Source organism: Bradymonas sediminis (genome assembly GCF_003258315.1).
GTDB classification, from domain to species: domain Bacteria; phylum Myxococcota_A; class Bradymonadia; order Bradymonadales; family Bradymonadaceae; genus Bradymonas; species Bradymonas sediminis.
On sequence record NZ_CP030032.1, the window covers coordinates 2,878,320 to 2,900,333 of the forward strand.

Sequence of the window (22,014 nt, forward strand, 5' to 3'; positions counted from 1 at the left end):
TTACAGCCCACCGCCAACCCAAACTCAGCGCCACTCACCCGCGATCACTTCCGCATGCCCACGCGCCTCCGGCGTGTCAACGTCCTGCCACAGGTGCTCGCCGAGGTCCCAGAACGCCATCGCGCCGCGCGCGTCCAGGCGGCGCACCGCGTCCGAGGTGCAGCAGTCGCCGCGCGCATCGCGCTCGGCGCGCAACGCCTGCGCAAAGCCGGCGCCACACCAGAAGAGACCGGCGTCGACCAGCTCGAATTCGGGCAGGTCTTTGCCGATGGCGCCGAGCGGCGCATCCTGGGGCGCCACGCCCCTGGCCAGCGCCGCCTTGTCGAAGGCCAATTTATTGGCGTCGGGCATATCGAAGATGCTGTCGAGCTTCTGGTCGACGACCAACATGCCCTGGACGCCGTCGCTGCGGTCGCCGTAGGCCGGCGCGAAGGTCTCGCGCAGCTTCAAAAACATCGCCGGGTCGAAGAGGTGGTCGCTCATCGTCAGCCAGAACGGCACGGCCGCCTCGCCGATATTTGCCAGCGCGTCGTCGACACCGGCCAGCACGGAGATGCCGTTGGAGGTCTTGAAATCGGGGTTATGCGCGCAGCGAACCGTGATGGACTCGCGCTTTTCGCCCTCGGCGATCGCCCGGGCCAGCACTTCGTTTTCGTAGCCGGTGACCACCGTCACGTGGCTCACGCCGAGGCGATGAAAATTCTCAAGATGGCGCGATAGCATCGTGCGCCCGCCGATCTTCACGAGCAATTTATGCCCCTCATCGGCCTGCAAACGACTGCCAAATCCGGCCGCCAAGATCACGGCGTGGGAAGTGGGCATGGGTGAACTTTCGGTCGATTCGCGGGAGGATTGGATCATGAGGTTACTTCGTTTCGGCACAAAAATTAGGGCGGCTATTCTAAATCGGCGCGTCTGCGCCGACCCATCGAGGAAACCTTCGCAAAAGTCGGCGAGCAAATCTAGCAGCGAATTTCGCGCACGCGCGCGTTTTAAGCCCGAAGATCGCTGCTGAATGCGGCTTGGATGGAATAATTTGGCTTGATTTGAGTGTTTTCGAGTGTGTGGTTATACTCTAATGAGTAGCCAACACAGAACTTCCCACGCCCGAGAGTCCATTATGCAACCAGCAAGGTCGATGAAGAATTTCATGCGCGAGTCCGCCCTATGGACGGTGGCCAACGCGTTGGGCGTCTTGATTCCAACGACGCTCGCCTATGTCCTGATGCACGGGTTCCTCGGGCTGCCGATGTTTAAGGTGTCCGTGGTGATCTCGGCGACCGCCTTGCTGACGCTGACCTGGGGAAGTTGGTCGGGGCTGGTGTGGGCGCAAAACCGCCTGCTGCGCGCCTCAATGCAGATGATGACGGTACTGCCGGGGCTGCTGCTGTTGGGGATGGCCGCCGCCGGCTTCTATGTCGGCCAGGGCGCGTTTATCCTGTGGGTCGGCCTCGCCGCCACCGGCGTGGGCACCGTCGCCGCGAGTTTTATGCTCGCCCGCAATGTCGCGATGACCGCCGTCTGCACCTCGCCGCGCCGATTCTTCAGCGGCCTGGCCCTCTTCCCGCTCTTCGCGACCTCGGGCAGCGGCCTCGTCTACCTCCTCTGGTATAGCTTCGTGAGCAAGCCTTTTTCGAGCGATTGGCGCGCCATCTTTAGCCTCTCGTTCTTCTTTATCACCACCATGGCCATCGTCCTGGTGTCGACGATTATCCCGGCCATCGCGACGGTGGTCTGCCGCCGCATCGCCGCCCAGCGCGACTAATCGCAGCCGCGCTGAGCAACCGATCACCGACGGGGCGCCCTGCCCCGTCGCGCCTTGCCCGCCTTCCATTATATTAAAATCACCGCCATTCATGTTATGCTCGACGCTCGATTCACCCGCCCGCCCATCGCGAAGGCATATCGATGGATCTGACCTATAAAATTGTTCGACGCCTGCTGCGAGACCACGAAGTTGGTTTTAGCCGCAACCAGAATTTCGAGGCCTACGAGGACCCGCGGGTCCAACGGGCGCGGCGTATCTTTCGCCACCTTCGCAGCGTCGAAAATGACTTGCTCCAGATCGCCCCGGGTGACCCTGAGGCGCGGGTCGAACTCGACACGGTCGAGCGCGATGAGGAGCGCGTCGTGATCCGCCTCGTCTTCGCGAACGCCGGCGGGCGACGGGTCAGCATTTTATCCGCCAAGCATTGGGAATTATTGCTCGAAAACGACCGCGTCACCGACATCTTGCGGGAGTTGCTTGAGCGCGCTACCACTGAAACCCGTGAATCCATTCAGGCAATAATGCCAGCTAATTGGCCAGATTAATTTCTAATAGGGTCTTTAAAATGACTGCAATGACTATGTCGAAACGCCTCGCCTTCTCTCTTCTTTCGATGCTCTTTGTCGGCCTGGTGCTCAGCGCCTGCTCGACCGCCCCGCCGATGCCCGAAGCCCAGCCCATGCCGGCTGACCGCGACTTCACCGGTGTTTGGTACTCCCCGCAATTCGAGCATATGAACCTGCGCCAGACCGGTGGCCGCGTCGCCGGTGTGTACACCTACCGCGAAGGCGGACGCATCGAGGGAACAGTCAACGGAAATACCCTCACCTTCACCTGGATTGAGCCGGGCGACAAACAACGCGCCCGCCGCACGCTCCAAGGCGCCGCCTACCTGCAGTTGGTCGAGAGCAGCGACCCGAACCACGACTACGAGCTCGTGGGCGAGTGGGGCTATAATGAGGACTCCCAGGGCGCCGGGCCCTGGACCGCGACCTGGGTGCGAAAGCTACTCCCCGATGACCCGCTGACCCTGGAGAACCTGAAGAAATCACGCAACTAAACCCCCTGGGCTGCTGCAAATCATCGACTCGGAACGCCGTTCATGAATACTTCTTCGCCCGCTACCCAATCGCCCCGCTCCCTCTGGCTTATCTTCACGCTCATCGCGGCCATGGGCGGGTGCGCCGCGACGCCCACGCGCGCCGAGGGCGACCCGACCCAGAGCGTCGAGGCCTCCCAGACCCTTATGGGCGCGATGCAAGCCGAGCTTAACCGCTCCATGACTAAGCTGCGCATCGACGATTACGAGGCCCCGTATTTTATCGCCTATCGCGTGCGCGACCACGAGTCGCGCGGCTTCAGCGGGCGCTACGGGGCCATCGTCGAGGACCAGTCCGACATCAGCCGCCTGGCCTATGTCGAGGTGCGCGTCGGCGACTATCAATTCGACAACTACGCCAACGTCGCCAGCGAGAATTACCGCTACTCGGAGTACTCGGCCGAGCGCACCATGCCGATTGAGCCCGACACCAACTCCATCCGCGGCACCCTCTGGCTGCTGAGCGACGAGGTCTATAAAAACGCGCTCAGCGATTATCTGTCCAAGCGCGGCGGCGCGGTTTTTGAGACCGCTGAGAAGATGAAGACCCCGAGCTTCTCCAAAGAGGAGCCGCTTCAATATTGGGGCGAGGTCGCCAGCATTGAGCTCGATGAGGCGAAGTGGACCCAGGCGATTCGGGACGTCACCAAATCCCTGATGGACGTGCCGGGCATCCTCGACGTGAAGATGACCGTGAGCGCCAACCGCACGCGCTCGCATTTTGTCGACACCGAGGGCACCCAGATCGTCGAGGAGCAGGTGATCTACTCGATCCAATTGCAGGGTTGGGCGCGCGCCGACGACGGCATGATGGTCGACAACGCGCGCTCCTTTTACGCGCGGACCCCCGAAACACTGCCGGACGTGGCCACCGTCAAACGCCAAGCCAATCAGATGATCACCGAGCTGAGCGCGCTGACCCAGGCCCCGGTGCTTGACCCCTATACCGGCCCGGCGATCCTGATGCCCGAGGCCAGCGGCGTGCTCTTCCACGAGGCCGTCGGCCACCGCCTCGAGGGCGAGCGCCAGCGAAACCCGGAAGAAGGCCGCACATTTAAGGGGCGGGTCGGAAGGCGCATCATCCCCACATTTCTGTCGATCTACGACGACCCCACGCTCACGAATTGGGGCGACAAGGACCTCAACGGCTACTACGAATTCGACGACGAAGGTGTCCCCTCACAGCGCGTGCAATTGGTCGAAGACGGCGTGTTGCGCAACTTCCTGAAGAGCCGCACGCCCATCGAGGGCTCCCTTCAGTCCAACGGCCACGGCCGCGCCAGCGGCCTGCAAAAACCGATGGCCCGCATGGGCAACCTGCTCGTGGTCGCCAGCCCCGAGCAGACGCTCCCCTACAAAGAGCTCAAGGCGCGCCTGCTCGACGAGGTTCGCAAAGCCGGCAAGCCCTTCGGCCTCGTCATTCGCGACATCAGCGGCGGCTCGACCAACACCTCCGGCTACGGCTACCAGGCGTTCAAGGGCTCGACGCGCATGGTCTATAAGGTCGACCCCGCGACCGGCGAAGAGACCCTGGTGCGCGGCGTCGAGGTCGTCGGCACGCCGCTGACTTCGATCAATAAGATCGTGGCCGCCAGCCAGGAAACCAACGTCTTCAACGGCTATTGTGGCGCCGAGAGCGGCTACGTCCCGGTCTCCGCCATCGCCCCCGCCCTGCTCACCACCGAGATCGAGCTGCAGCGCACGCAGCAGTCCGAGGAGCGCCCGCCCATCCTGCCAGCTCCGTGGGAGACCGCCCGGCGCAAGAAGGCGAAGGCGCCCATCAAGACCGCCCCGCCCACGCCCTGATTCAGCAGCACACGCCCACAAAAAAAAGCCCCCGCCAACCGAAGTTGGCGGGGGCTTTTTCGTGAGCATCGCCCCTTTCGAAGCGGCGATACTCAGCAGGACTTACTCGACGATGATGGTCATCTTCATCGGGTTGGTCGCGAAGCGGTTGTCCACTGCGAACTCACCGGCGGTGTCGAATTTGTACTCGAAGGACTCGCCAGCAGCCAGGGTCTGGTCGATATTCAGAGCAGCGATGTTGACGTTGTGCTGGTCCGGGTCTTTGTTCGAGAATTTCACGATGGTTCCGGCCGAGACCGTCAACGTGGCGGGGTTGAACTTATATTTGTACAGAGCAACCGTTTTGGTTTGAGCGGCGGCGGGCTGCTCAGCGACGGTATCGTCTTTGGCGACGGCGTCGTCACCGGAGCTACAAGCCGTCAGGCCAGCGCTGAGGAACATCACAAGGAGACCGAAAACAATAAATTTTGAGTTGCGCATTTGAATTCCTTATAAATAAAGGTTGATTAAATCACTTTACCACTTCACCGACACAGCGTGGGCTGGCGGCGAGGGTAACATGGGCGGCACTCTAATGCAGATCTCATCGATTGTAAAAGCGCATCGCTTCAACCCCTCGCCCGAACCCTAAATCCCGACCTCTAGGCCGCGTTTGCCTCCCCCAAACCCCGGTCCATCGAGCGATATTGTATCGCCTCGGCGATATGCGACGCCTCGATATTCGCCTTCCCCTCCAGGTCAGCCACGGTCCGCGCGACCTTTAAGATGCGGTCATAGGCCCGCGCGCTCATCCCGAGCCGGTCGACCACCATCTCCATGAGGTCGTGGCCCGCCGCGTCGATCTTGCAATGCGCGCGCAGCTCGCTCGGGCGCATCTGGCTATTGGCATAGGTGCTGCCGCCGGCGAAGCGGGCGCGCTGCACCTCGCGCGCCCGCTGCACTCGTGCCTGGATCGCGGCCGAGGTCTCCCCCTGCCCGGCGGCCTTCAACTTGCGATAGGGCACGGCCGGGACCTCGACGTGAATATCAATGCGGTCGAGCAGCGGCCCGGAGATGCGATTGCGATAATCACGCACCTTCTCTTGCCCGCAGTCGCATTTCTTTTTGCTGCCCCCAAAATACCCGCAGGGACACGGATTCATCGCGGCGATGAGCATAATATTGGCGGGATAATTCAGCGTCATCAGGCTGCGGCTGATGGTGACGCAGCCGTCTTCGAGGGGTTGGCGCATCACCTCGAGAGCGTTTCGGCGAAACTCCGGCACCTCGTCCAAAAAGAGCACCCCATTATGCGCCAGGCTCACCTCGCCGGGGCGCGGCATCCCGCTGCCGCCGCCGACCAACCCCACGTCGCTGATCGTATGGTGCGGCCCGCGAAACGGGCGCCGCAGAATCAGCCCTTCGTCCGAGCCAAGTTGCCCGGTGACGCTATAGATTTTCGTGGTCTCGAGAGCCTCCTCAAAGGTCATCCCGGGAAGAATCGTCGGGATGCGCTTGGCGAGCATCGACTTGCCCGAGCCAGGCGGCCCGATCAGCAGCACATTATGCCCGCCGGCCGCCGCGACCTCCAACGCGCGCTTGACCGACTCCTGGCCGGCGACCTCCGAGAAGTCCACCCGGTAGCCCGGGGCGAGGTCATCGGCGGGGCGAAGCTCGGCGACCGCCGGCTCAAGGGCGAGCTCGCCGCGAATATAGGCGGTGACCTCCTTTAGGTGGCGCACGCCGATCACCTCGATATCGCTGACCACCGCCGCCTCGGCGGCGTTCTCCTGGGGCAAGATGATCCCGCGCAACCCCTCGTCGCGCGCCATCACCGCCAACGACAGCGCCCCGCGAATCGAGCGCACCTCGCCGTTGAGATTGAGCTCGCCGACGAGCAAATACTCCTCCAACTTAAAGCTCTGGCACTCCTGGGGAATCGCCCCATAGGCCGCCAGCACCCCGACCGCCATCGGCAGGTCGAAGGCCGTGCCGTCCTTGCGGATATCGGCCGGCGCCAGGTTCACCGTGATCTTCTTCTGGGGCATCTCGTGGCCTGCGTTCTCCAGCGCCGACGGGATCCGCAGCCGCGACTCCCGCACCGCCCCATCCGGCAGCCCGACGATGCGAAACGCCGTCAACCCAAACGAGATATCCACCTCCACTTCGACCAGATACGCCTCGATCCCAAGCACCGCTCCCGACATGATTCTTGCCAACATTTTCGCTCCTTATATTTGGTTCGCCGCCGAGAAGACCGCAGCCGGCCCCGGTGGCGTTATCGTCATTGCGCATGAGGGTTTTCGACAAAGCGGGGCGAAATGTTTCCTAAAAACTCCAAATGAAGCCGGATGCTCAACCCGAGAGCAAATTTAGCGCTTAATATTCAGATACTTAGCAGAGGCCGACATTTCGCAACCTCTCTGCCTCCCTGTTTTTGGGAAGCTCGAGCACGCCTTCGAGCACGCCACCGCGCGCTGAGCGGCGCTTGCCAGAATGGGGCTCTGCTCATTACAAGATAATGGCTCTTCAGATCAGTGTGTTTGGGGTGCGTCGATTCTTGCAAAGATGCGGCGTATCGCCCCAACACCGCACAAAAATTTTGCTCGTTCACCACCCTCCAAGACCACCAAAGCCTATGACCTGCTCAACTCTTCCGCGGCGTGCGCTTCTATCGATCCTCTGCGCGATTCTCATCGCCTGTCCGGCGACCGTCTTCTCTCAGGACGCCGAGCGCGGGCCGGCCCAGAGCGTCACCTCAAGAAGCGGGGTGGTCGCGGCCGATAATGTCGAGGCGTCCCGGGTGGGCGCGGCGATTCTGGCGGCCGGCGGGAACGCGGCGGACGCAGGCGCGGCGACGCTTCTGGCCAACGGCATCCTGAACCCCTTCGCCTCGGGTTTTGGCGGCGGCGGATTCTGCCTATATCGCCCCGAGGAAACGGGCAAAACGCATGTGATTGATTTTCGCGAGCGCGCCCCGCTAAACGCCACCGCCGATATGTTCCTGGTCGACGGCGAGCCCAGCCGCGAGCTGCAACTGCGCGGCGGACTCGCCGTGGGCATCCCCGGAGAACCGGCCGGCCTGTGGGCGCTGCAACAAAAATTTGGCGCGCTGGAATGGGAGAAGGTCGTCGACCCGGCGGTCGACATCGCGCGCGACTATAAAGTCGGCCCGCTGCTGGCAAAACGCCTGCGCGGGCGCGCCGAAGAATCGCTTAAAAAGCACCCCACCCTCGCCGCGCTCTTCCAAAAAGAAGACGGGCAATGGGTCGAAGAAGGCGACTCGGTCCAGCGCAGCGCCCTGGCCGACACCCTGGCGCTGTACCGCGACGAAGGCCCGATCGCGTTTTACCACGGCCCCACCGGCCAATCGGTGGTGGAGGCGGTCAACGCCGCGGGAGGCATCTTTCAGGCCGAGGATCTGAGCAGCTATAGCATCGCCACCCGCGAGGCCATCAGCGGCACCTACCATGACTTCACAATCTTAAGCATGCCGCCGCCCTCCTCTGGCGGCCTGGTTATGGTCGAAACCCTGAATATCCTCGAGCATTTCAAGCTCGACGAGCGCCCGCGCGACGCGCACTCGATTCACCTGATCATCGAGGCCCTTAAGCACGGCTTCGCCGACCGCGCCCGGTGGATGGGCGACGCTGATTTCGTCGAGATCCCCGGCGACCGCTTTACCTCGAAAGAATACGCCAAGACCCTGGCCGCAAAGATCAAGGCCAAAGCCGTGCTGCCGCTGGAGCAATACGGCAGCCCCATCGAGAACCCCACGGCCCCGCCGCCCGACGACAGCGGCACCAGCCACCTGAGCATCATCGACGCCCAGGGCAATATGCTGGCGTGCACCTCGAGCGTGAACACGGGCTTTGGCTCGATGGTCTACGACCCGAAGTCGGGTATTTTGCTCAATAACCATATGGGCGACTTCACCGCGCAGGCCGGCAAGGCCAATAATTACGGGCTTATCGGCAGTAAACAGAATGAAGTGGCGCCCCAGAAGCGCCCGCTGAGCTCGATGACGCCGACGCTGGTGCTTCGCGGCGGCCAGCCGTATCTGGCCGTCGGCGGCAGCGGCGGGCCGACCATCATCTCGGGCACCCTGTTGACGATGCTCAACCTGATGGACTTCAAGATGTCGCCCGCCGAGGCGATCGCCGCGGGTCGCGTGCACGCCCAATGGCGCCCCGAGGTGCTCTTCACCGAGCCCGATATCCCGGGCATAAAATCGCTGGAGAAATGGGGCCATCGCTTTAAGGTCGGCCCCTCCTATAGTAGCGTGCAGATCGTGATTCGAAACGCCGACGGCACCCAGACCGGCGTGAGCGATCCGCGCAAGTTAGGCGGCCCGGCGGCGGCAGATGCGACGGCCGAGGCCGACGCGCCGAGCAACTAATCGTTGAGTCATCTCAGGACCAAAAGACACGCCCCATTGGATTGATAAGGAAGTTGGAATGGAAGACCTTCAGGGAGGCACCCTCGCGCTTGAGCATCGATACGATATCCTCGATCTTTGCGATCGTCGCGGACTGATCAGCGCCTACCACGGTAGCCAGGACCCCTTTAGCCGCCCGGTTTGGGTCAAGGTTTATGACGGATTGGGGGCCGCAGACGTCGAGATTTCGGCGGTCGACCCGCTGGTGGACCGCCTCAAGGAGAGCGCGCGGCTGATCAGCGATCTTCAGGAGCCGGGGATCTTGCGGATCATCGACTATGGGGAGCTCGAGGAGCGCGTGCCCTTCGTCATTTCGGAGCGAAGCCCCCACCCCACCCTCGACGACCTGTTGGACGCCGAGGGGACCTTCTCGGTCGACAAGGTCTGCGATCTGATCGGACAGATCGCCAAGATCCTCGCCCCGGTGCATCGCCAGCGACGCGCGCACGGGGCGCTGTCCCCGCAGTGGATCTACATGGCCCAATCGGCGGGCGACGCGCTCGCCGTTGACACGATGAGCATCGGCCACTTCCAGATGGAGTTCACCCCCGCCGAGCGCCTCGATTTGGCGATGGCGAGCTTTGGCTCTGAAGATATCGCGGTGTTTGCGCCCGAGTTCTTCCCCCAAGACGACGCGGCAGCGAGCGACGACGCCCAGGTAGAAGATGCCTACCGCATCAAAGACGACCTTGGCCCGGGCACCACGAGTCCTGCCGGCGACGTGTGGGCGCTCGGGGTGCTGGCCTACACCGCCCTGGTCGGCGTGCACCCGTTCCTCGACCCGGGCCAGCCCCTCGACGAGGCGATCGACCGGATTCAGAGCGCCGCGCCGCGCCCGCTGTCCCAGCTGGGGATCGACGCCAAGATCAGCGACGTGATCCTGCGCGCGCTCTCGAAGGATCCTCGCGCGCGCTTCCCGCACGCGACCGCCCTGGCCGACGCCCTCTTCGCCGCCAATGGACGGCCAAAGACGGGCGCGGTGGCACCGGAGCGCGCTGCGCTCGCCCCAACCCCTGCAGCGCCGCCGGCAGCCGCCGAAGAGATTGCGCCCCGGGCCAAGCCGCCGAGCCGCCCGAACGCCGCAGCCCAGAACGCAGAACTCCTGGAGCGTGAACCCGGCCCCTCCGATCGCCTCCTGAGCGTGGCGCTGTTTTTCTTGCTTATCAGTAACCTGGCCTGGCTATTTTACGTTGTCATTAAATAATTACACTTTTTTCGCAATAATCCCCGATGGCGTTTCGGCCCGATAAATGGGGCCGAAACGCCATTCTTGAAAGCTCGCGCAACGTGAAAAATTAACTTTTAGCCATAAATCTGGGCTTTTGCAGAATAAACCGCGGCGACGCCGCGTTGTAATATTCGAACCGGCCAAGCTGCCCTGACAGGCGGAGGGAATGGAACCAAGAAGCCAGTGAATCCTGATTTGAAAATAATCGGATTTAGTTTTGACCAGGCACTTGATTTCGGAGTAAGAGGCCCTAAGATTGTCCCTGCTAGAGAGAAAACGGCAGCGTTAGGGTCTCAAGAGTGCTGATAAGTTTAAGTTCCTTGCATTTATCAGCTGCACGCAACTAGTTTTTGACTCAATCGAAAGAAAGTTGAATACAATAGTTGCATCGCTCAACGGTTCATGATAAGGCTTATAGCCATAAGATGTGGTTCCGTTAGAGAGTACCTGAAGCCACGTTCTTTTTTAATTTCCTAATTTTCAGGATTTTTACAGTACGGTTGACAAATTACAGTAACGGTGGAATAACTAGGCTGTAATGAGCGTTGAACAAATAGAGCATCTAGCCCCTGCGGGTTTTCGTGTGCGAGGTAGGTTGCATCATTTCAAGACTCTTTCCACAACTCACTCCATCTTTTCTTCGAAGTATCCTCCTTAAAATCCTCTGACTTACCTTGCACACGAAAGTCCACAGGGACAAAAGACCGGCGCCCCCCGCGCCGGTCTTTTTTTGTCCGCAATTTGTCGGGCCGCACCTATATCCCATCGATCGCGGCGAAGCCCTCCCCCGCCTGCCTGCAAAATCCATGACCCGGCGCGAATCGACGACAAAAAAGACCGACACTTTTCGTGCCGGTCTTGTGGTGCCATCTGATTATGCGACCTGGCGTATCAATCCACCTGAATAAAGATGGCGTGAAGCGCGTTGGCGCCCTTGGAGACGACCTCTTCGTCGACGACCCAGGAGAGGCGCGACAGACTCAGGTTCGTCGCCAGGGGGGCGATATCGGCGGCGTGCAGGGCCTTTTGCCCGGCGCACATCCACCGGGCCTGGGCGCCGATGCCGCTGCCGACGACGCTGACCAGACCGGCGCTGCGCGACTGCACGTCCGGGCCGAGCGTGGCGAGTTCCTTTTCCAGGGCGTCGCCATCATGGAGGTTTTCGGTGCCGAGGTAGACCTCGCAGCTCTTCCCGGGCGCCCAGGTGCAGACGATGCACTCACGCTCGGCGAGCAGCTCGATGACCCGGTCCGCCGACTCACCGGCCCGCACCCACAGGCCGCGGTTCAGGTGCGAGACCGCCACGGCCGGCTGGCCGCGCTCGGCGCGCGCGCGCTTGGCTTCGAAATCTCCCACCCGAACAACCGTACCGACCGACTCCGGCGAGTCGGTCTTTCGCGCGTAGAGCGCGATCTTGGAGAGCATCGCAAATTTGACCGCCTGCTCATTGAGCACCTTCGCCCCGGAGCGGGCCATCTCGATCATCTCTTCGTGGTCGAGCTCAATGAGTTGGCGCGCCGAAAACACGACGCGTGGGTCGGCGCTATAGACGCCGTCGACGTCGCTATAGATTTCGCAGGCCTCGGCCCCGAGCGCCGCCGCCAGCGCCACCGCCGTCGTGTCGCTGCCGCCTCGCCCGAGGGTCGTGACCTCGCGGCGATAGCTGCTGCCCTGGTACCCGGCGACGATCACGATTCGCCCACGCGCGAGCTCATCTTGGACCCGGAAGGGACGCACATCCATAATCCGCGCGTTCGAATGCGTGTCGGTGGTGATGATGCCGCATTGCGACCCGGTCAGACTCACGGCCTCGTGGCCGCGCTCCTGGATCGCGATCGACAGAAGCGCCATCGAGATACGCTCCCCCACCGACAGCAACATATCGAGTTCACGGCGCGATGGATTGGCCGCCAACTCGCGGGCCATATCCAACAATTCATCCGTGGAATCTCCCATCGCCGACACCACGACCACGACGTCGTGGCCGGCGTTTCGGGTGCGCACGACCTTGTCGGCCACCGCGCGCACGCGCTCGAGATCACTAAGCGAAGAACCCCCAAATTTCTGTACGAGTATGCTCACGATATCCATCGAAGTGCGAGTAGAAAAAGGCCCGCGCACACCATCAGTATGCAGCCGGCGACCAGACTTATCGTGGCAATCGTCGCCGAGATAGGCAACCCTAATCCCTCTCCACCGAGAAGAACCGCGCCGCCCAGCCCCGCGAGGATCAGCCCCAGCACCCCCAAGAGAGCGCAAACCATCCGAATCATCTTCATCGCCGCGGCCTTCGGCTTCTTGTCGGCCGGCTGCTGCGGCGTTTGCCCTGCGGGCGTCGGCGCCGCGATCTCCTGGGGAGCCATCGGCTGCGCGCCAGGCACCTGGGCGCCAAAGTCGAGCGCGGGTGCCTGGGGCGAAGGCGCCACGGGCACGCCTTGCTGCGCCATCAGTGGCGCCTCAACAGGCACCTGGGGCTCCGGAACTAAGCCCGGCGGAAAACCCTCAAGCGAGTCGAAGACGCCGCGCCCATCGAGCCCCGACGCGCGCAGATCCCGCTCGAGCTGATTCATCTCGGCAGCAGGCAACTCGCCCGCAGCCTCGCTGTGGGCAGGCTGCTGAGCGGGAGGCGCGGAGATAAAACTCTCCTGAATAAAGTCATCGACCTCATCAAGGTCGTCCTCGCCAAAGGCGAGCTCATCAAGGTCGTCCTCGCCAAAGTGATGCTGCACCTTGGGCGCTGCCGGCGCCTTCGCGGGCTCGGGGATCGAGAAGCGCGGGCCGCGCCCCCAGGTGTCCACCGGCTCCGGCTCGACCTCAACCAACGGCTCGACCTCAATGTCGGCGACCGGTTCAACCTCAATGTCGGCGACCGGTTCAACCTCAATGTCGGCGACCGGCTCGAGGTCGAGCGAGGCGATCGACTCAATCTCAACCTCGACCGCGGCGACCTGCGAGTCCTCGATCGCCGCGACTCTTAGGTCTTCGCCCAGGTCCTCCATATGCGGCTTGGCCAGCCGCGATGTCGACACGATCGCGTGTTGCGGCGCAGGTGTCGGAACCGAATGCTTTTTCACCGAGTCGGTATTCGCCCGCAATCGGTCGAGAAGGCTCTTGCGACGGTCGGTTGATGCGTCTTTCGTTGCGTCGCCAAGCTCCAAGGCGGCGATCGCGTCGGGCGTCAGCGCCTGAGTCGCGGGTCCGTCATCGTCTTCCTCGGACCAGGAGTCCGTCGACAAAACGCCCTGCCCGGACAGAATGCCCGAGGGCGACACGCCGGATCTCAGAAGATCGAGGCGCTCCGACTCGACCGGGCGCGTGGTGTCTTCCTGCTCCGGCGGGGCCTCGGTATCGTCATGAAAATCGTTGAAGTTCAGCCCCATCATCGTTTGCTTCGGCGCGCTCTTGGGTCGCTGCGGCGCGGGGCGAGGCTCAACGGCGGGCAGGTCAAATCGGCTATCGCGAATCGCGGCCATCATGGCGGCGCCGGCGACCTGCGTCGAGCCGCGGGTCGCCTCCTCGCTCTCCTCTTCAAGCCCCCAGGCCTGCGAAAACGAGGCCGGCTCCTCGGGCTCCCGGTCGCCAACCGCGGGGAGTCCATAGCTGGTCTCAAAGGACCCCGACAGCGCGGCCTCGACCACGCTGGCCGGCGCGATCTGCGTGGACCCTTCGGGCTCACCCGGCGCGCCCCCAGCGTCGCTGGGGACCGCGGGGGTTCCGTATAATGTGTTTCGGTCGATCGGAGCGGCGGGTTTCGCGCTTTTGCTGCTGGAGTTGGTATTGCCGGTCGGCAAAATGGCGGGCAGGCCCATCATCGTTTTCTTGGGAGATTTCCCAGCTTCACCGCTGTGACCGCAATGCGGACACACGGTCGTATCCACCCCTTTATAGGCATGACATGCGGCACATTTCATAATTTTAGCTCCGAATTCAGGACGACGGCCCTTAACTATACGAAAGTATGCAGCCCGTTCTTCCATGTCAACTGGCCGAGATTGCTGAGTTAATCAGATATCGCCCCGGAGGCCATCAACGCTTCGATCCTCTCCAACTCCGAGCGCAAAGCCCCCGAGGTCTCCGGGGCGCTCAACGCGATGCGCGTCTCGTATAGGGCCCGAAGCGGCACCCAACGCTCGGCGTCTTCATAGAGCTGGCTGAGGCTGTGAAACGCGACTTCATGGCGGGGGAATCGCGCCAGGACCCGCTCGTAATACTCCATCGCAAGCCCCACCTCGCCCATATCGGCGTGGTGGCGCGCGGCGCGCAGCGCCATCGACTCAAAGGTCTCGTCGGGCAAGGCGTGAGCGAGCAAATCGGCGTAGATATCGCCCAACTCTTCTTTGCCCACGTCCTCGGCCAAGCGCTCCAACTCGTCGAAGGCGTGCTCGTCGAGTTGGTCCGGGCGCGCATCCGCCAGGAACGCGGTATAGGTATAAAACGCGCGCTGCTGCGAGCCGAGCGAATGCAGCACCAGCGCGAGGTGGCGCTGAAGCTCAGCGCGGGCCGCCGCCGGCAACGCTTCGCTGCTGAGCTCCGCCTCCAAGAACTCCGCCCAGCGCGACTGCACCGCGCTCTGGCGGCCAAGGCGTTGCATACCCTCGAACGCCTTCGCGCGCCCGGCGGGATCGCCGCCCACCACATAAGCCCGCTCGAATTGCTCGAAGGCCGCCGGCGAGCGCTTCAACTTCACCTCAAATAGGAGCGCCAGGGTCAAAAAGACGCGCTGGCGGTCGACCGGGTCGACGAAGAGGTCAAGGCCGTCCTCATACAGCGCCACCAACTCCTCCCAGCGCTGCTCGGCGAGGTAGATTTCGCGCAATTGGTTCAGCCGGTCGGTGCGCGCCTTGAGGTCGTGTAGATCGTCCTCTTTTGTGTCCTCGGCGACCTCGACCGGCGCATCCTCGGCGCTCTTCTGGACCACCGCGTCCAACTCAAGGATCTCCTCGGACTCTTCAACAAGCTCCGCGCCCCCGGCCACCTCATCCTCAAAGACCTCACTCGCCTCGAAAACATCCGGGTCTCGCAGCGCCTCGTCGAAGATATCCTCCAACCCGCTGAGGCTCTCATCCTCCTCCTCATCGCCCTGCGAAGGCTCGTCCTTCAGCGGCTCGACGAACATCTCGCGGGTCAACCGCGGAGCATCGGGGTCTTTCTGCGCCTGGGCTTCGGGCGTATCGTCGCCCACGCCGTCGGCGCCAACTTCATCTTCCAGGACAAGCGCCTCGACGGCCTCGTCGGCGTCTGTGGCCGCCTCGGCAATTTCGACCTCCGCCGCGGGGCTTTGCGCCCTGTCGACGGCCGACTCATCTTCACGGCGCAGGCGGGCCAGGCGCGTCTGAAGGTCTTCGGTGCGCGACGTCGGCTCCGAGTCCTCCGGGCCGAAGCCATGCGGTATTTTATCGCCTATTTTTTCGGCGCGCGTCACCGGCTCCTCGACCGCCATCTCAGCCTTAAGTGCATCCTGAGAGCGCCCCACATCAAAGGTCGTGACCTCATCTTCGCCCCAGGAAACCTCGGACAACTCCGAGACCGGCGCCAGCTCGATATCCGCGCGCGATACCGCGTCTTGCTCGGCGGTCTCGCGTACAAAAGCGACGGCGTCATGGTCAATATTTAAAGCGCCTAGCGTCGGCTCCGCAGGCTTCGGGGCCTCGACTTCCGCCTCAACTTCGACCGCAGGCGCAGGTTCGGGCTCGGCGACGACCGCGGCAGACTCGGCGGGCTGGGGCGCGTCTTCGACCAGCGCCCCAAGCGCCGCGGCGAGCTGCGAGAAGACCAGGAATTGCAGCCCGTGGCCACGCAGTTGGGCCTGAGCCTGCGGGCTCAAGAGCGCCGCAACCCCGGCCAGCGGACCGAAGGGATTCAGTTCGGCGGCGCGCTCCGCCAGCGCCTTCGCCCACTTCGCCATCAGCGCCTGCGAATCAGCCTCGACCGCGTCCTCGCCCGCGTCGACCTCAACCAAGAGGCCGACCAGGTCCCGACACTCCCGCGCCAGCCCTGCGATCTCCGCCAGCCCGACGCTGGGCGCGAGCGCGCCCCAGGGGTGACGCGTCGTGCGCGCGGCGTCGAAATATCGCGCCAGCATATACAGATGGAGGCGATGAAAATGCGCCTGCGGGGTGCGCGAGCCCTTCGGCTCCCAGGCGCGCAGCAGATTTCGACGCAATAACTCGTCTAACTGCTCCTCGCCTATCTCAAAGCCGGCCTGCGCCGCGAGTTCCAGGAATTCAGCGCGCGAAACGAGAGTCTGATTTGATTCTGACACGATATATCCGTGAAATGGGTCGTTGCGATGATGGAGCCCAGACGCTGAACACACGAATCAGGCGTCGGATTTCATGATTTCTCTTAATAACACCGTCGCATAGCTTCCCGACGGGAGCGAGAACCCGAGCACCAGGACTTCCTGGTCGTCGCGGGTTTCCAACTCTACCGTGAGGTCACCGGTATCGACCAACAGGGGGCGACGGGTGCCGCTGGCCAGGCGCGCTTGCTGCTCAAAGAGGCTCAGGTCAAAGCCGCTCGCGGCGAAGACACCCTCTTCGAATTCTTGGGCGGCGCGCTCCGGGGCGATCATTTTCGGCCCCGGCATCGGGCCGGTGAGCACGATTTCGCCGCGCTCAAGCCGCCCCTGGCACTCCGCCAGCTCGTCTGCCGGAATCGCGAAGACCCCGTTGGTGTCGGTCTTTTGGGCCACATCGCCGTCGAGCGCGGTCGACAGAATACCCTTTTCGAGCCGCGCGATCAGCACCCGGTTAAAGAGCTCGCTCTGCACGGCGCTGACCGCCAGACGCTTCATAAAGCGGTTGCGCCGGACGCGATTTTTCGCCTCCTTTTCGCCCCTCAAAAGCGCCACGCCCAGCGCGAGGGTTTGCCCCTCGATGCCAAAACGCTGCGCCCCATAATAATTGGGCAGGCCCTGGGCGCCGAGCACCGCCAGGATCGCCTGCGCCCGCGCCAGGGCTTCTTCGCCAGGCAGCGCCAGGTCGCGCACCACGACCCGAAAACGATTGCCCTGAAGATGGCCGGTGCGCAGTTTATTTCGGTGCAACTTCGCGTCCAGCACCTTGATGCGCGGGCTGACCTCGCCGATCAGCTCGGCCGGGTCGTCGGTCGGCACCTCGAAGAACGGAATCGAGACCCATTGGCGCGTCAGGGCGTGCTTATCCTTGATGCCTGCGGCGCCGATATCGCGCTTGGGCACGTCGAAGTGGCGCGCGAGATCCGATATCAGTTGCTGGCCGGTCACGCCGCATTTCTCCACCCAGAGGTAGGCGTGATGGCCGTCGCCCTCGGGCTCATAGAGCGGAATCTCTTCAACTTCGAAATCTTCGGGGTGATTTTTAATTTCTCCGCCGATGCCCGCAAGCGCCGCCGTAAGATAGGGTCTTGGTGAGACGTTCATATTTGGTATGCTGACCGTAAGGTAATGTCGTTTTATCGAGTAAAATGGGAGCGAACCGGCGCATGGTGCGCGCGGCGATGCGAAAGCCCTCGCTGCCGAGTATAACCCGCGCACCCTATCGAATCGACGGGCGAATTCCAACATCCCAAGTTTTCTCCTTGCAGCGAAGATACCGCATGCATTTACGCACGAAACTCACTGACCCACGAGCCGCGACGCGATGATCTCCGAGACCCCACAAACGATTCAGCGCATCACCGAGAGTTTTTTACGCATTCGCGAACGCTGGGGCCAGGCGGCGCTGGAAGGCGAGGATAGCCTGGTCATCGCGCAGCAATTGGCGGCGAGCACCGACGCCTTCCTGCTGGAAGTCTGGCGCGGCGCGGCCACGCCCGCGTTCTTTGACGCGACCGCCCTGCTCGCCGTGGGGAGCTACGGGCGCCGGGAGATGGCGCTGGAGAGCGATATCGACCTGGTCATCGAGGTGGGGCGCCCCGAGCTGCTCGAAGACCCCGAGTTCCACCACGCCATCGAGCGCTTTATGACCTGGTGCCGCGACGCGCGCCTCAAGCTCGGTCACGCGGTGCGCACTCCGGCGCAGACCCGCCAGGAATTCGAGTCCGACCTGCGCACGCCCATCTCGGTGCTCGACGCGCGCCTGCTCGACGGCCAGCGCGGGCGCGGGGCCGACGAGATCGCCTGGGAGAGCGTGCGCGGGCCGGAGGCCGCCGAGTATCTGCGCGCCCAGGACGAGGGCATCGAATTTGTCGAGACCCTGATGCAGGGCTACCGGGCGCGCACCAAACGAAACGGCAAGACGATCTATTTGCTCGAGCCCGATATCAAATCCGGCGAAGGCGGGCTGCGCGACCTCAATTGCATTCACTGGGCCGGGCGGGTGCGCTGGCAATTTTCGCCGGGCGAGGAGAGTTATCCCGAGGTCGGCTGGACCGAGGAGTTTCGCCAGGTCTACCGCGAGGGGCTTCGGTGGATCCTCGGGCTGCGCAATATTTTGCACCTCAATCATGGCCGAAAAAACGACCGCCTGACCTTCCCCGACCAGGAAAAGATCGCCGCGATTCTTCTGGAAGAAGATGACCTGGGCGAGGGGACCCTGGAGGAGTCGAGCACGGCCGATCTGGCCGACCTGTCGCCGAGCGACCGCGCCACCCGCGCCGAGAGCCTGATGCGGCGCCACTACCGCGAGGCGCGCGCCATCAGCATGGTCGCCCAGCGTTTTTTGCGCCGCTGGCAACTTCTTGAGGGCGGCGAGGAGGTCGAGATCAACCACCTCTTCGGGCTTATCAACGGGCAGCTCGGGCTCAAATCATATTATATCAACCCCGACCCGCTCGACCCCTCAGACGCCCAAACCCGGCTCATCACCCCGGAGCGCGAGCTGTCCCCCGACGCCGTCTTCGACGCGCTGGAGCTTGCCGCAGAGCATGATGCCATGCTCGGGCCGGTGCTCGAATTGAGCATCGCCCAGAGCGTCGAGACCTGGGGCGAGGCCCAGCGAAATGACCGCGAGATTTGCCGGCGACTTTATCATCTGCTCACCGACCCGCACACTTCGCCGCGCACGTCGCGCCGCCTGCTTGAGAACGGTATTCTGACCAAGCTTATCCCGGAGTTCGAGCCCATCGTCTGCCACGTGCAGCACGATGTCTATCATATCTACACCACCGATATTCACTCGCTAAAATGCCTGGAGAAAGCGCGCAAGCTTGTCTCGGGCGCGGCCGATACCGAGGCCGAGCATTGGCAGCTCTTCCGGCGCATCGGCGCGCAGGTCAAGCGCAAGGAGGTCTTCTTGTTGGCGGCGCTCTTCCACGATATTGGCAAGAATCGCGGCGGCGACCACAGCCGGCGCGGCGCCGAGATGATGGACGATATCGGCCGGCGCCTGGGGCTCAACTGGGGCGATATCGACCGGTTGGCGTTCCTGGTACGCGAGCATCTTTCGCTGTCGGACACCGCGCGCCGGCGCGACCTGTCGGACTCGCGCGTGGTGCGCGAATTGGCCGCGCGCCTGCGCACGGTCGAGGCGCTCAATGAGCTCACCGCGCTGACCTTTTGCGATATGGCCACCGTCGGCCCCAATATCATGACCGATTGGAACGCCGCGCTCATCAGCGAGCTCTACCACCGGCTGCGCCACGTCATCGAGAACGGGCTGGAGAGCCTGTGGCGAGACCACGAGACCCTGGTCGAGCAGCAGCGCGCAGCGCTGGTGGAGCTCTTGCAAAGAACCGACGCCGAGCGCGCCGAAGATGGCGCCCCGAAGGCCCGGCGCCCCTCGGCCGGCCAACTTCGAAGCGAGCTCGACGCGTTCGTGCGCGACGTCCCCACCGACCACTTCGCCACCGCCCCGACCGAGGAATTGCTGCGCCAATTCGAGACCTATCGGCGGGCCGCAGCCTCGGACAAACCCGAGGTCATGTGCACCCCGCTGGTGGACCGCGGCGTCACCGAAATCATTATCTGCGCCCACGATGTACCGGGCACACTCGCAAAGATCGCCGGGGTCATCAGCGCGTCGGGGCTCAATATTATGGCCGCCGAGATCGTGACGACCGCCAGCGGGCGCACCCTCGACATCTTCCAGGTCAGCCAGGGCGCCCCGCTCGCCCTGCTGCTCTCGCAGCGCGAAGCCCAGGCGCCCGCCGACCCCGCGCGCCTGGAGCGCGTCGCCCAGACCCTGGTTGAGACTCTCGCATCGGGCAATTCGGTCGAAACGCTGCTTAAAAAACGCATCGCCCAGACACGCCTGGAGCCGCGCCCCACCCCGCCGGTGCGCACCCTGGTCGACGCGCGCCAGGATATCAGCGACAGCTTCACCGTCATCGAAATCCGCGCCCCGGACCGCGTCGGCCTGCTCTACGAGATCGCGCGCACCCTGTGGGAAAACGGCCTGAGCACCCACGTCTCAAAGATCGACAGCCTCGGCAATCAGATCATCGACACCTTCTATGTCGAGGGGGCCTACGGCGGAAAACTCACGGACCGCCAGACCGCCGACATCGTCAACGCGCTCTACGAGACCATCGAGAACTCGCCCTACCTGGACGACCCGCCGCAGGAGAACTAAGCGGGCGCGCACAAAAATGGCCGCCATCTTCTTCACCCTGAAGAAGATGGCGGCCGTCCCTATCTAAGCACGATTGCTGCAACGTCGTCCCCCGACGTCAGTAGGTTTTATTGTCCTCCATCGGCTGCTCGGCCGAATCGTCGAACTCCGGCAGGTCACTGGAATCATCCTGCCCCTCCTCCGGTCCACCGCCGATCGCGGAGTCGCTAAAGTCGACCCGATCCAGGATGCTCTTCCAATTCTTGTCGATGCTACTCAGGTGCTCCTCGATCTGCGACTTCATATCGTCGCGCTGCTCGGCTTCGCTCATCGCGAATTGGTCGAGGTCAGTGTCCAGGGTCGTGATGCTGGTCTGCAGCTCCTGATAAGCCTCTTTCTGGCTGTCATCCAACGATGAGGAGTCCACCTGGTCGAGGTATTTCTCGACCGTGCTGGCGGTGACGCGGGCTTCGCGCTCAAACTCCTCCTCGGCGCTCATGATCTTCTCGCGGTCCTCGGCGGCGACGATGACCGCAGAGGCCGGGATACCAAGCGAGGAGGACACCGACTCTCGAGTTTGCTTGATCCGACTATCCTCCGGCTCGTCGGCGCTCTCGGTATTGCTGGCCATCTCGTCCTGGGCCTCGGCGTTGTCCGCGGCCTCCGGCTGCGGGTCCGGAGAGTCGGCCTCGGCCATCTCTGTGGGGTCAGCGATGGGCTGCTCGGGCATCGCGCCCGGCTGCTCAGCCTCGGCAGTGGCGGGCTGGCCGGGGTCAGGCGTGACCGGCTGGCCCGGGTCTACCGGGACCGCTTGCGGTGAATCGACCCCCTGGCCCTCCTGTTGGGCGAGGCCGCCGAATTGATCGTCGACCTCAGCCTGCCCCATATTGTCTTGTTGCTCGATATTTTCGGAACTCTCAAATCCCGGCTGACCGTCGAGACTCGATCGATTGCTGTCGCAACCGACCGCCGCGCCGGCGAGCGTGAACGTCGCGATGAGAACGAGTGCGCGCTTCATTAAGTTGCTCATGCTGAACCTCCCTGGGTTTTACAACGCGAGACAAAGACACCGAGTTCGGTTGCGCCGTTTTACAACTCCCTCCCACCCTACCCACCATTTGGCAGGCACGGTGACCAAACTCATACACCGTAAAGAAAGGCGCGCACAGATAAAGTCAACAAAATCATACACTTAAACACAAAAATAACGCCCAACCCCCTCCC

General features: G+C 63.0%; 15 protein-coding genes. 7 read left to right on the plus strand and 8 right to left on the minus strand.

Going from position 1 to position 22,014, the window contains the following annotated elements:
• Positions 1-24: 24 nt before the first annotated feature.
• A complete protein-coding gene (locus DN745_RS10835; RefSeq protein WP_162687606.1) occupies positions 25-822 on the minus strand; it encodes a phosphocholine cytidylyltransferase family protein in 798 nt (265 codons plus the stop codon).
• 298 nt (positions 823-1,120) lie between these two features.
• On the opposite strand from DN745_RS10835, the gene DN745_RS10840 reads away from it, so the two are divergent.
• From DN745_RS10840 to DN745_RS10855, 4 genes are all read left to right on the plus strand, one after another.
• On the plus strand, positions 1,121-1,765 hold the full coding sequence (locus DN745_RS10840) for a hypothetical protein (RefSeq protein ID WP_162687607.1): 645 nt from the start codon (positions 1,121-1,123) through the stop codon (positions 1,763-1,765).
• 143 nt (positions 1,766-1,908) lie between these two features.
• Entirely contained in the window at positions 1,909-2,313 is a 405-nt protein-coding gene (locus DN745_RS10845) for a hypothetical protein (RefSeq protein WP_111334746.1), read from the plus strand.
• 20 nt (positions 2,314-2,333) lie between these two features.
• Entirely contained in the window at positions 2,334-2,828 is a 495-nt protein-coding gene (locus DN745_RS10850; protein ID WP_133621767.1) for a hypothetical protein, read from the plus strand.
• 42 nt (positions 2,829-2,870) lie between these two features.
• Positions 2,871-4,673, plus strand: coding sequence for a TldD/PmbA family protein (locus DN745_RS10855; protein ID WP_111334750.1), 1,803 nt, complete (start codon positions 2,871-2,873; stop codon positions 4,671-4,673).
• A gap of 102 nt (positions 4,674-4,775) precedes the next feature.
• Here DN745_RS10855 and DN745_RS10860 read toward each other — a convergent pair whose 3' ends face one another.
• Both DN745_RS10860 and DN745_RS10865 read right to left on the minus strand, forming a co-directional pair.
• Positions 4,776-5,153 (minus strand): cupredoxin domain-containing protein, encoded by a 378-nt coding sequence (locus tag DN745_RS10860; RefSeq protein WP_111334752.1) that lies wholly within the window; start codon positions 5,151-5,153, stop codon positions 4,776-4,778.
• 161 nt (positions 5,154-5,314) lie between these two features.
• Entirely contained in the window at positions 5,315-6,874 is a 1,560-nt protein-coding gene (locus DN745_RS10865) for a YifB family Mg chelatase-like AAA ATPase (protein WP_111334754.1), read from the minus strand.
• 416 nt (positions 6,875-7,290) lie between these two features.
• Between DN745_RS10865 and ggt the strand changes: the two genes are divergently transcribed.
• Positions 7,291-9,051 (plus strand): gamma-glutamyltransferase, encoded by a 1,761-nt coding sequence (gene ggt / locus DN745_RS10870; RefSeq protein ID WP_162687608.1) that lies wholly within the window; start codon positions 7,291-7,293, stop codon positions 9,049-9,051.
• A 58-nt stretch (positions 9,052-9,109) separates the two neighbouring features.
• The gene (locus tag DN745_RS10875; protein ID WP_111334757.1) at positions 9,110-10,294 is read left to right on the plus strand and encodes a serine/threonine protein kinase; all 1,185 of its coding nucleotides are present in this window, start codon (positions 9,110-9,112) and stop codon (positions 10,292-10,294) included.
• A 915-nt stretch (positions 10,295-11,209) separates the two neighbouring features.
• Here DN745_RS10875 and DN745_RS10880 read toward each other — a convergent pair.
• The 4 genes from DN745_RS10880 to truD all read right to left on the minus strand — a co-directional run bounded on the left by DN745_RS10880 (position 11,210) and on the right by truD (position 17,720).
• Positions 11,210-12,400 carry an aspartate kinase gene (locus tag DN745_RS10880; protein WP_204354971.1) on the minus strand — a complete coding sequence of 397 codons (1,191 nt, stop codon included), beginning with the start codon at positions 12,398-12,400 and terminating at the stop codon, positions 11,210-11,212.
• Positions 12,397-14,229 (minus strand): hypothetical protein, encoded by a 1,833-nt coding sequence (locus DN745_RS10885; RefSeq protein WP_162687609.1) that lies wholly within the window; start codon positions 14,227-14,229, stop codon positions 12,397-12,399. Before DN745_RS10885 ends, DN745_RS10880 begins: the two co-directional genes overlap by 4 nt.
• Positions 14,230-14,318: 89 nt before the next feature.
• Complete coding sequence (locus tag DN745_RS10890; RefSeq protein ID WP_111334761.1) at positions 14,319-16,580, minus strand: tetratricopeptide repeat protein; 2,262 nt, start codon at positions 16,578-16,580, stop codon at positions 14,319-14,321.
• A 57-nt stretch (positions 16,581-16,637) separates the two neighbouring features.
• Positions 16,638-17,720 (minus strand): tRNA pseudouridine(13) synthase TruD, encoded by a 1,083-nt coding sequence (truD, locus tag DN745_RS10895; RefSeq protein ID WP_162687610.1) that lies wholly within the window; start codon positions 17,718-17,720, stop codon positions 16,638-16,640.
• Positions 17,721-17,940: 220 nt separating this feature from the next.
• Between truD and DN745_RS10900 the strand changes: the two genes are divergently transcribed.
• The gene (locus tag DN745_RS10900) at positions 17,941-20,811 is read left to right on the plus strand and encodes a bifunctional uridylyltransferase/uridylyl-removing protein GlnD (protein WP_111334764.1); all 2,871 of its coding nucleotides are present in this window, start codon (positions 17,941-17,943) and stop codon (positions 20,809-20,811) included.
• Between the two features lie 97 nt (positions 20,812-20,908).
• Here DN745_RS10900 and DN745_RS10905 read toward each other — a convergent pair whose 3' ends face one another.
• Positions 20,909-21,820, minus strand: coding sequence for a hypothetical protein (locus DN745_RS10905; RefSeq protein ID WP_133621765.1), 912 nt, complete (start codon positions 21,818-21,820; stop codon positions 20,909-20,911).
• Positions 21,821-22,014: the final 194 nt, after the last annotated feature.

Excerpts from the sequence above, each read along its gene's own strand:
- DN745_RS10835 (WP_162687606.1), bottom strand. The coding sequence starts at position 822 with ATGCCCACTTCCCACGCCGTGATCTTGGCGGCCGGATTTGGCAGTCGT.
- DN745_RS10840 (WP_162687607.1), top strand. The coding sequence starts at position 1,121 with ATGCAACCAGCAAGGTCGATGAAGAATTTCATGCGCGAGTCCGCCCTA.
- DN745_RS10850 (WP_133621767.1), top strand. The coding sequence starts at position 2,334 with ATGACTGCAATGACTATGTCGAAACGCCTCGCCTTCTCTCTTCTTTCG.
- DN745_RS10905 (WP_133621765.1), bottom strand. The coding sequence starts at position 21,820 with ATGAGCAACTTAATGAAGCGCGCACTCGTTCTCATCGCGACGTTCACG.
- truD (WP_162687610.1), bottom strand. The coding sequence starts at position 17,720 with ATGAACGTCTCACCAAGACCCTATCTTACGGCGGCGCTTGCGGGCATC.
- ggt (WP_162687608.1), top strand. The coding sequence starts at position 7,291 with ATGACCTGCTCAACTCTTCCGCGGCGTGCGCTTCTATCGATCCTCTGC.
- DN745_RS10900 (WP_111334764.1), top strand. The coding sequence starts at position 17,941 with ATGATCTCCGAGACCCCACAAACGATTCAGCGCATCACCGAGAGTTTT.
- DN745_RS10860 (WP_111334752.1), bottom strand. The coding sequence starts at position 5,153 with ATGCGCAACTCAAAATTTATTGTTTTCGGTCTCCTTGTGATGTTCCTC.
- DN745_RS10855 (WP_111334750.1), top strand. The coding sequence starts at position 2,871 with ATGAATACTTCTTCGCCCGCTACCCAATCGCCCCGCTCCCTCTGGCTT.
- DN745_RS10865 (WP_111334754.1), bottom strand. The coding sequence starts at position 6,874 with ATGTTGGCAAGAATCATGTCGGGAGCGGTGCTTGGGATCGAGGCGTAT.
- DN745_RS10875 (WP_111334757.1), top strand. The coding sequence starts at position 9,110 with ATGGAAGACCTTCAGGGAGGCACCCTCGCGCTTGAGCATCGATACGAT.
- DN745_RS10885 (WP_162687609.1), bottom strand. The coding sequence starts at position 14,229 with ATGAAATGTGCCGCATGTCATGCCTATAAAGGGGTGGATACGACCGTG.
- DN745_RS10845 (WP_111334746.1), top strand. The coding sequence starts at position 1,909 with ATGGATCTGACCTATAAAATTGTTCGACGCCTGCTGCGAGACCACGAA.